Source organism: Moorena sp. SIO2C4 (assembly GCF_010672485.1).
GTDB classification, from domain to species: Bacteria; Cyanobacteriota; Cyanobacteriia; order Cyanobacteriales; family Coleofasciculaceae; genus Moorena; species Moorena producens.
The window spans coordinates 1-8,780 of sequence record NZ_JAAHGN010000207.1 but is presented as its reverse complement, the minus strand read 5'-3'; the positions used below and the strand labels follow the sequence as shown (position 1 = coordinate 8,780).

Annotated in this window: 13 protein-coding genes and 1 pseudogene; 4 read left to right on the top strand and 10 right to left on the bottom strand. The window is 43.1% G+C overall.

The window, feature by feature from the left end; all coding sequences use genetic code 11:
- On the bottom strand, positions 1 to 368 hold a 368-nt coding region (locus F6K20_RS13375; protein WP_287294959.1), incomplete at its 3' end, for a glutathione S-transferase family protein.
- A gap of 687 nt (positions 369 to 1,055) precedes the next feature.
- On the opposite strand from F6K20_RS13375, the gene F6K20_RS13370 reads away from it, so the two are divergent.
- Together F6K20_RS13370 and F6K20_RS13365 are read left to right on the top strand one after the other, a co-directional pair.
- A complete protein-coding gene (locus tag F6K20_RS13370; protein WP_044492297.1) occupies positions 1,056 to 1,304 on the top strand; it encodes a DUF4160 domain-containing protein in 249 nt (82 codons plus the stop codon).
- A complete protein-coding gene (locus F6K20_RS13365; protein WP_008179846.1) occupies positions 1,291 to 1,608 on the top strand; it encodes a hypothetical protein in 318 nt (105 codons plus the stop codon). Before F6K20_RS13370 ends, F6K20_RS13365 begins: the two co-directional genes overlap by 14 nt.
- A gap of 110 nt (positions 1,609 to 1,718) precedes the next feature.
- Here the strand turns inward: F6K20_RS13365 and F6K20_RS13360 are convergent, their stop codons facing one another.
- The 6 genes from F6K20_RS13360 to F6K20_RS13335 all read right to left on the bottom strand — a co-directional run bounded on the left by F6K20_RS13360 (position 1,719) and on the right by F6K20_RS13335 (position 4,725).
- Complete coding sequence (locus F6K20_RS13360; protein WP_008179845.1) at positions 1,719 to 1,970, bottom strand: EF-hand domain-containing protein; 252 nt, start codon at positions 1,968 to 1,970, stop codon at positions 1,719 to 1,721.
- A gap of 12 nt (positions 1,971 to 1,982) precedes the next feature.
- Complete coding sequence (locus tag F6K20_RS13355; protein ID WP_008179844.1) at positions 1,983 to 2,183, bottom strand: hypothetical protein; 201 nt, start codon at positions 2,181 to 2,183, stop codon at positions 1,983 to 1,985.
- Positions 2,183 to 2,593 (bottom strand): tail fiber domain-containing protein, encoded by a 411-nt coding sequence (locus F6K20_RS13350; RefSeq protein ID WP_008179841.1) that lies wholly within the window; start codon positions 2,591 to 2,593, stop codon positions 2,183 to 2,185. The genes F6K20_RS13355 and F6K20_RS13350 overlap by 1 nt, the downstream gene beginning before the upstream one ends.
- Before the next feature lie 109 nt (positions 2,594 to 2,702).
- Positions 2,703 to 2,879: a hypothetical protein gene (locus F6K20_RS13345; protein ID WP_154659679.1), complete on the bottom strand. Its 177-nt coding sequence runs from the start codon at positions 2,877 to 2,879 to the stop codon at positions 2,703 to 2,705.
- Between the two features lie 52 nt (positions 2,880 to 2,931).
- A complete protein-coding gene (locus tag F6K20_RS13340; RefSeq protein ID WP_271968735.1) occupies positions 2,932 to 3,105 on the bottom strand; it encodes a hypothetical protein in 174 nt (57 codons plus the stop codon).
- Positions 3,106 to 3,384: 279 nt separating this feature from the next.
- Positions 3,385 to 4,725, bottom strand: a complete 1,341-nt coding sequence (locus tag F6K20_RS13335; RefSeq protein WP_008181967.1) for a cytochrome P450 — start codon at positions 4,723 to 4,725, stop codon at positions 3,385 to 3,387.
- Between the two features lie 282 nt (positions 4,726 to 5,007).
- On the opposite strand from F6K20_RS13335, the gene F6K20_RS13330 reads away from it, so the two are divergent.
- Complete coding sequence (locus F6K20_RS13330) at positions 5,008 to 6,210, top strand: nucleoside hydrolase (protein ID WP_008181969.1); 1,203 nt, start codon at positions 5,008 to 5,010, stop codon at positions 6,208 to 6,210.
- 207 nt (positions 6,211 to 6,417) lie between these two features.
- Here the strand turns inward: F6K20_RS13330 and F6K20_RS13325 are convergent, their stop codons facing one another.
- The 3 genes and pseudogenes from F6K20_RS13325 to F6K20_RS13315 form a co-directional block, all read right to left on the bottom strand.
- Positions 6,418 to 6,705, bottom strand: a complete 288-nt coding sequence (locus F6K20_RS13325) for an addiction module antidote protein (RefSeq protein ID WP_008181971.1) — start codon at positions 6,703 to 6,705, stop codon at positions 6,418 to 6,420.
- A 9-nt stretch (positions 6,706 to 6,714) separates the two neighbouring features.
- A pseudogene (locus F6K20_RS13320) lies at positions 6,715 to 7,005 on the bottom strand (type II toxin-antitoxin system RelE/ParE family toxin).
- Between the two features lie 175 nt (positions 7,006 to 7,180).
- Entirely contained in the window at positions 7,181 to 7,366 is a 186-nt protein-coding gene (locus F6K20_RS13315) for a hypothetical protein (protein ID WP_044492578.1), read from the bottom strand.
- Between the two features lie 81 nt (positions 7,367 to 7,447).
- On the opposite strand from F6K20_RS13315, the gene F6K20_RS13310 reads away from it, so the two are divergent.
- Positions 7,448 to 8,404 carry a F510_1955 family glycosylhydrolase gene (locus F6K20_RS13310; protein WP_161603147.1) on the top strand — a complete coding sequence of 319 codons (957 nt, stop codon included), beginning with the start codon at positions 7,448 to 7,450 and terminating at the stop codon, positions 8,402 to 8,404.
- Positions 8,405 to 8,780 lie beyond the last annotated feature (376 nt).

Here is an 8,780-nt window from a genome sequence, read left to right as displayed (position 1 = left end):
TCTAGTTTAAATTGTGGTGAATCTTCCTTTTGACAGATTAGTTGAATTACTGGGGAAAATAGCTCATTAGCAGTCAACAATTGTACCATCCGTACCTTGGCTAATGCCTCTGGTGAAGTTGGCAGCAGTGCAGGTGTGGGATATTTGGCTTCCAAGTAGTCCATAATTGCCAAGGATTCTACTAACCGCAAACCGTTATCTTCCAGAACGGGAATGTGATGAAAGGGATTAATTTCTAAAAACTCTGGTTTAAATTGATCGCCATCTAATTTAAGTAATACTGTTTCAAAGGTAAGGTTTTTTTCTAGTAACGTGAGCCAGACACGACGAGCATTTGGGGAGAGGGGATTGTAGTAGAATTTGAGCATCGATTATTTATCCGGAAGTTTACCTTTGAAGTTTAGCTTAAGTTTACCGAAAAAAAACTTTTGGTTGGTTGTTATAGCGCTACGCGCAAGGCATGCTAGCAATAGGCATGCTAGCAACAGTTGACTACAACAGCTTAGGTGCGCTCTTACCATTAAGAATTAAATTCGCCACGGGTCGCACTTTTGCTGCTTGTATCAATGTCCTAACTTTAATGCGTAGTGCTATATAGAGGTTCTAGCATTTATGAGGTACACTTTTCAAACTCAAAGTCCCCCTTATTAAGGGAAACGGGGGATCAATTTGTACCTTATGGGATAGATAATTGCTATAAAAGGTAAGATTAGTTCTGAAACTTCAGGGTCTGTGAACTCAAAAAGTTAGCTAGTGTAACGGGAGGGAAATTAAGAAACTAATGGGGATCGCAACAACCCAACCCTGGCACCACAAGTTCACCAAAACTAGCCCATCAGAGAATTTTCCCATACCTGAGTGATAGTCTGTCGGACATCAGCAAAGGCGGAAGCTAACCTAATGGGCTTACTATTGTTGGCAGTTCGTGTGATCGGCTGCTACTGTTTTGGGATCACTGAATTGAGTAGATTATAAATGTTGTGTGTTTTTTATAATAAATAATGGTGGGTTACGGCTTGGCCTAACCCACCCTACAAGATCACAATGATTGCGCTATGCCTGTTGTCTTGCGAGTTAAAGGATATAAGTTTTCGTTCTATATGGCTGATCTAGCTGAACCACCTCATATTCATGTCAACAAGGATAAGCATGAGGCAAAATTTTGGTTAGAACCAATCGCACTTGCTAAGTCAGTTGGGTTCAAACAACATGAACTTAACGAAATTGAACGTATCTTAAAAGCAAATCAGAGCTTTATTTTAGAAGTTTGGTATAAGGAGCTGAAAAAAAGTGATAGCAACTAAAGTTCAACTCCAGATTGACGACAACTACAATCCGATTATTCCCATTTACATTCCCAATCTGGATGAAGTTCGTATATTTGCCCACCAACTCCATGCCCAAGGGCTAACCTGGACAGGGGAAGCATTTAGCTGGTCAGCGGAATATACCTCTGAGCAAGCTAATCCACCATTAGACTCTCAAATGGAGTTTACCCCTGCTAGCTTTTGTATTGGTGAAAGTGGTATCTGGTTTTTCTCACTAACCTGGGAAAATGGCAAAGATCAAGAACCTGTTGAATTTCTAGACGATCGAAACCTTGTTTGAGAAATCGACTGAATGGCACTTACCTAAAAAGTCAGCCCTGAGATGATTGATGGTGCGTTACGGCTTCGCCTAACGCACCCTACGATATCTACAATATCAAATTATCGAACTTAGAAAGAACCGAAAAGATAATTACCAGGAGAATCTGGGTCATCACTTTTGTGAAATTGTTCAAGCAAGTCTTTAAACTGATCCTTAGACAAAGTGTTACCTGCTTTCAGATTTAGCTTAGAGCAAGCAATCTCTAATTCTTCATCGCTAACTCCCCAGGCTTTGAGCAAATTATAAAATTCTTCAGGACTTATAACACCATCCCCATTCTGATCAAACAGCCATACAGAAATACCAGCAGGGTTGCCCACCCTCCGAGCTTCTCAACGCAACTGATCAGGCAACTTGATCCGACTGATTGCCTGCTCTTGTTCCTTTAGGCATAGTTCCTGTTGGGCTATAATTTTTTCCTGTTCCAGAAATTTTTTATAAAGGGCTTGGACCGCAGCCATTATGATGCCATTATCATCAATTGACACATCCTTATGACCGACATTCAATCTATTATAAGCAGTATCAAGCATTAGTCTATTCCCTCACTTTGCTCCGACACCAAATCGGCAAGTTTTTCCAGCAAGCGGGCGTTTTTCTCCAGCTTTTCCTGATTTTGTGCAATGCGATGGTTTTGCTCTTCAATCAGCTGATTTAGCCCCTTGATGGAAGCCAGACAAACACCAATGGCGTCCATATGAAATATGTGCTTGTCCGTGTTGCCAAGACCGAACGCTCCGTAAAAATCCTGTGCCATTGGCCCCATATGACGGATTGCAGGATCCTCAGATTTATAGTTCCAGGTTTGGATGGGGATGTCTGCTAATTTTTTCAAAACCACTTGAGGATTGGTCGCCTCTACATTTTCCACAAACTCCGGATCAGCCGACAATGGAATTGCCCGCCGCGATAAACGCTTCATGATGTCGTTAACAATGCTCATGTTTTATTTGAGAACATAATGGTCATTCTGGAACAAATCTATGGTCAAAACGAAAGCAGAGCCCCTGTCGAGATCTCCGCTTTCCTAAAGTTTACGGCCAAGCCAACATTCAGAGCAAAGAGGCCAAAACCTGATCTACATCAACATCGGCAATGTTTTGCTTGAGGTGGCGATCGCTACGAGTACGAGCTAGTGCAGGCTCTGCGATCATCAAAAATGTGATGACAATGGGAAATACCACAACCAGGACAGATATTGCAGTAGTTAGCCACTTTTTCAGGTTCATTGGATTTCTCCTTAGATAGATTTTTAGGTAAAGTTGAAAGCCAAGCCAACATTCAGAGCAAAGAGGCCAAAACCTGATCTACATCAACATCGGCAATGTTTTGCTTGAGGTTGCGATCGCTACGCTGAGCTAGTGCAGGCTCTGCGATCATCAAAAATGTGATTACAATGGGAAATACCACAACCAGGACAGATATTGCAGTAGTTAGCCACTTTTTCAGGTTCATTGGATTTCTCCTTAGATAGTTGATTGTTAACGCCAAAACACAGATATCTCCAAACTACATAGAAATCATTTATGGGTTCTGAGCCAGTAAAGGTTGCACCTGTGTTTAAGCGTAGCAAGTCACGGGGTTATTCTATAGGAGACCGATCTAAGCTGTCAATAACAGCACCTGTAGATTCATAAGTTGTATCAAATGTTAACACAAGTTCATTTAGCTACAGCAGTGTCTTAGGATGGCTTAGACAGGGCGACATTTTCTTATCCAATAAAAATCCTATAGTTAATAGTTTACTCTACGGCTAAACTTAACCTTAAGTCCATCCCGGGGATGGGGAGTTGGAATCACCACCATTTCTAAATCTTGATCGGGCACTAATTTCCAGTCATAATCCCGGAGCAATTGAGCCGCGAAAATCCTCATTTCTAATTTGGCAAACTCCCTGCCTAAACATTCCCGTAAACCGCCACCAAAGGGGATATATCCAAATATTTTTTGTTTATCTTCTGTCCTCTCTGGGCCAAACCGATCTGGGTCAAAGCGTTGATGATATTGATAAATTTCCTCATCTTTGTGGGTTTCGGTAATTTGGCACAGTATAGTCCAACCTTGAGGAATCAAGTAACCGTTAAATTCAAAAGACTGAATAACCTTCCGAAACAGACCACTAACAGGCGGAATTATGCGCAGCACTTCTTTGAGCACTTGCTCTAGATACGTCATCTGCTTGAGATGTTCCATGGTTAGGGGTTCTGAACCAGAAAACTGCTGTTGTTCAGCACGGAGATGGGCAAGAACATCTGGATGCTGCGCTGTCAGCAGACAAAAGGATGCGATCGCAGAGGTTAAGGTTTCGTGGCCTGCAAACAACAACAGAATTACTTGGTCTTGGATGTCATCTAAACTCAAGGAATTCCCCTCGTCATCCCGGGCTTGTAACAATAATCCTAAGGCGTCCTGTCCGGAATTTTTCTGTTGCTGTCGCTGTCGCACAATGGTTTCAATATGGGTCAGCAATCCTTGACGAGCACGCAATGCTTTAGCAAACCTTGTCCAAGGTAGAGAAATTGGGATAGTGAACAATCCCTCACAAAAGTTCTTAAATACTTGAGCCAAAGCGGTTTGGGAACCTGCATCAGTTCCCATCAGCAAGGTACTAGCGATATCAAAGGTATAGTCCCGCAGTTCAGGATACCAGGTTAAGGTTCCCATCTCTTCCCATTTCTCAAGATAGTTGCTAGTAATGTTGGCCATGGTGGGAATATAACTAGCTAATGCTCTCGGTTGAAACGCCTGGGACATTAACTTGCGGCGCTTCTGGTAGAATTCTCCATTTTGGTTAGTCAGTGAGGCCGCTCCAAGTAAGGTTGCTGTGCTTTTGGGCCAGCTAGCAGCAACATACTTATTTTCGTTAGTAAACAGAAATTGATTCGCTTCTGCAGTAGTCATCGTCACCGCAGGACTACCAAAAATGTGGGTTTTGTAGATGCGCCCATACTTGTCTAACCGCTTTTTGTGGAAATTTCGATCCGTTAAAAAGCTGATGGTCTCACCGATAATGGGTAAACAGACATTACCAGGGGGCAATGGAAGCGAACGCATATCTTGAGTGGTGGTTTCCATGGAAATAAGCAAGCTGCAGGGTCAAGACTTATTATCTCTTGCCTGATCCACTCATCGAGGAAACCCTAATATCAAGTCCCAGTAGTAGGGTCTTTAGGGAGACCCTAAAGATAAATTTGTAGCGTAAGTCCTGACTAAGAAAGGTTTAACTTATGGGGATATTGCTAATGGTAGAATGTCTTGGGCGCATCTTTACTGTTACTGTTAGCAGCAGTTATTCCATGAAATGGATGGATTTCTCATAGACTTCTAGTTCGTAATTATTCACCATAACATAAGCACATGAAAAGCAATCCCTGTTTTCTTAGCTTTGCAGCAGTGACAACTGCTTTATCAGGAGCGATCGCGCTTAATCTCAGTCTTCCTAACCAGGCCGCCTTTGCTGCCTCGGTGACACAAAAAACTGCCGTTATTCTTGATGATGATGGCAGCCAGGATGGAATGACTGCTTGGGCTTACATGCTAGGCAATCCTCAATTTGACGTTAAAGCACTCACTCTTTCCCAAGGGATTGCTCGCCCCAACATCTTTGTCGATAATGTCGAGGGGATGCTAGGGCGACTCAATATCACAGGCATCCCTGTGGGAATCGGCAGACCTGATCCACTTGCAGGAAACAACGAGTTTCCTTCATTCATCCGAGATGCTTCGGATACCTTTTGGTCACCCTTTGTCACCTTGCCCGATAGTGCTCCATCTGTTGAAAGAAGGAATGCAGCGGAATTAATTGTAGAAACCGTTAAGGATTCACCTTCTCCTGTGGCTATCCTGGCAACGGGTCCACTCACTAATATTGCAGAAGCACTTCGCCTTGACCCCACTATTGTTGAAAATATCTCTGTTGTCCAAATCATGGGTGGTGCAGTGTTTGTGCCCGGAAATCTACCTGTGCTGCCTGATCCGCCTTTTTCAACCAATACAGTGGCTGAATTTAACATCTGGATTGACCCAGTAGCTGCTCAAGAAGTGTTTGAGGCGGGAAACAATGGCTTGAAAATTGAATTAACTCCCCTGGATGCAACAAACCAAATCGAATTCACTCGTGAAGATCAAGCGGCATGGATAGAAACTGGAACACCTGAGAGCTTAATTGCTGCCGAGTTATTAGACTTTGCCCTAACTGTTATCCAAAGTGATAATGACCCTAATCCCGTTTGGGATTTAGTTGCGGCATTAAATCTAAGTGAACCCAATTTCTCCCCTGAAACACCTTTGCATATTGAAGTTGATACACAGTCAGATCCAGGAACAACACAAGGACAGACCAAAGCGATTCAAGATCTTAGTCCGAATGTTTTAGTCTCTCTCGATCCTAGTTTTGATAATCTCCCATACAGTGCTAGTGGCGTTTTCGCATCCATTTCTGAACCCGCTTCTGTTCCTGAGCCTGCTTCTATTGTGGGTATTTTGGCAGCAGGATTGTTAGGAGGAGTTCTGAAGGTAAAGCGAGTAACTAATAAAGGATATATAGCATTTCTTAAATAGCTCAAGTACATAAGTTTGAGATTTTATGGAACACAGAACATGGCAAAAATATGTGTCTGTATCTTATTAAGATGAGAAACTCTATAGTATTCTAAATAGATTCAGCACCCCGTTAAAAACCATGCGGGGGGCTGACTAACTTACAAGTAAATAGCAAAAAAGTAATCAGTCCACTACGAGATCACAATGATCGAGCTACCCAATACTTCATATCGGAGTAGCCCGCAACCGTAGACCAAGTGCCTGTATTACCTTGAGAAAAGTGGCTAACTCTGGATTACCTTTCATCGACAACGCCTGATCAAGACTCTCATGTCCGAGATCCGTTTCGCGAGAAATTTGTGTCATTGCTTTGGAACGAGTAATATCCCGTAGAGCAGCCACTACCAAGGCAGGATCCCCATCTTCAAGAGCAGCTTCAAGATAGGCAGCCATATCTTCTTTGGTTTTCAGATGTTCTGCCACATCCCAGGGATGGGTTTTGATGTTGGTCATCACGATCTCCTATACCTTTTGTGCTAGATCTAGGGCTGTCTTGATATCCCGGTCTTGGGTGCGCTTGTCACCACCTGCAAGGAGGATTATCAAGGTACTCCCGCGCTGCACGAAATACACTCTCTAGCCAGGTCCATAGTTAATACGCAGTTCCGAAACTCCTCTTCCCACTGGTTTCACATCACCGGGGTTGCCCATCGACAAACGACGAATACGAATATCAATACTTGCCCTTGCTTGTCGATCGCGCAAGCCACTGAACCACTTGGAATAAGCTTCGGTCTGCCGGATTTCGATCATGGCTTGTATCCTAAGGGATACAAAAAGACAACGAATGTCTAACTAATATTTTAAGATATTGTAGCTCGCCACTCCTGAGCGACAACTCCCAAATAATGGAGTTATACACCAGACATATAATACATTAAAGAACCTTTGCTTGCCCACACCGGACATTTTCACAAACAAACATACCTCAACAAACCCCAGAAGTAGCAACTACGCCATCACCATCAAACCAGCTTGATCTAGAATCGGTATCAGTACCAATAACTCCTCCTGTGGCAACCGCTACAGTTTCCGAAGCAGCAACAGTGGATAGTAAAACGTTAACTACCAGATTTGAAATTACCAGTCCACTCCTTGGATTGGGAGAATTCATCTTAGGATTACTGGTGGTAGGGCCACTTGTACCCGCTTCAATCAAGCAATTGATGTATAGATGAATGTAGAGATAAACGATATGGTTAAAAATTGGTTTATTTACAGTATTGTCGCTATTACGGTGATGGGTTGTCAACCCACCACAATTAAAACCAATATCACTCAGTCAACCATAACAGGAGTGACCAATAATGTCACTAATAACAACGTTATTCTTAGTGATGCTCCTGAGAAGTGGTGGCAGAAGACTAATATTCACGCTATGGCTGTTAGTCCAGAGAATCCGGAAATCCTCTACGTAGCCACCCATCATGGGTTATTGCAGCGTACTGAAGCAGGGAAATGGCTGCAAGTTGGGGAAACTCGTTCTAATTTCACCAGCTTTGTGGCTCATCCCAAAGATAGCGGACGCTTTTATGCTAGCTTACATCCACCATCAGGAGGCAAGCTCGGTTTTCTGACTAGCTACAATAAAGGGCAACAATGGCAGCTCAAATCCCTGCTCGGGGTAGATTTTCTGACTTTAGCGATCGCACCAGCTAATCCCAAGGTAATTTATGGATGGGCGGTTTCTGGAAAACAAGGCTTGTTGGTTTCAAAAGATGGTGGCAAAACCTGGAATCAATTACCAGCGCAGGGACTGGAGGATAATCCCCATAACTTAGTAGTTGACCCGCGCAATCCTGAGCACCTGTTTGCCGCTACAACTCTGGGATTATTTGAGACTAGGGATGGTGGAAAAAGCTGGATTTTAGTCCCTAATTCTCAAGAGTCCCTTGTTGCTAGTTTGGCTCTGAAATCCGAAGCAGAAAAGACAGTAATTTATGGATTTCACATTCTTTCCGAAGACTCCGGAGGATTCTTTAAAAGTACCGATGGGGGTAAGAATTGGGAAGCCATAAGCTCAGAAACAGGAGACTTATTTTTGTATATGGCGATCGCCCCGTCTAATCCCGAATTTTTATACGCTGCTAATGATCAGAATGGGATATTACAATCCAAAGATAGCGGCAAAACTTGGCAACCATTATTCTAATTATATTACTAGAGTAAAGGGAGTCGGGAGTCGGGAGTCGGGAGTCGGGAGTCGGGAGTCGGGAGTCGGGAGTCGGGAGTCGGGAGTCGGTAATCAAAAATTATCACAATTCATTTAGGTACCCTATAGAATTTATATTACTATTAGATTACTATTATATAGCGTTTATCATAGCTATGATGTACACATTATTTTTTGCCTATTGCTAGCATGCCTAGGGTGCATCTCATTTTTGCTGTTTGACACGGTGGTGCGTTACGGGGCGAGCTATCCAAACCCTGGCTACGAGGCGGAAAATGAGGCCCCCCTAACGCACCCTACGCAACTTTTTTACAAATATGAGATGCACCCCATGCCTATTGCCTATTGCCTATTA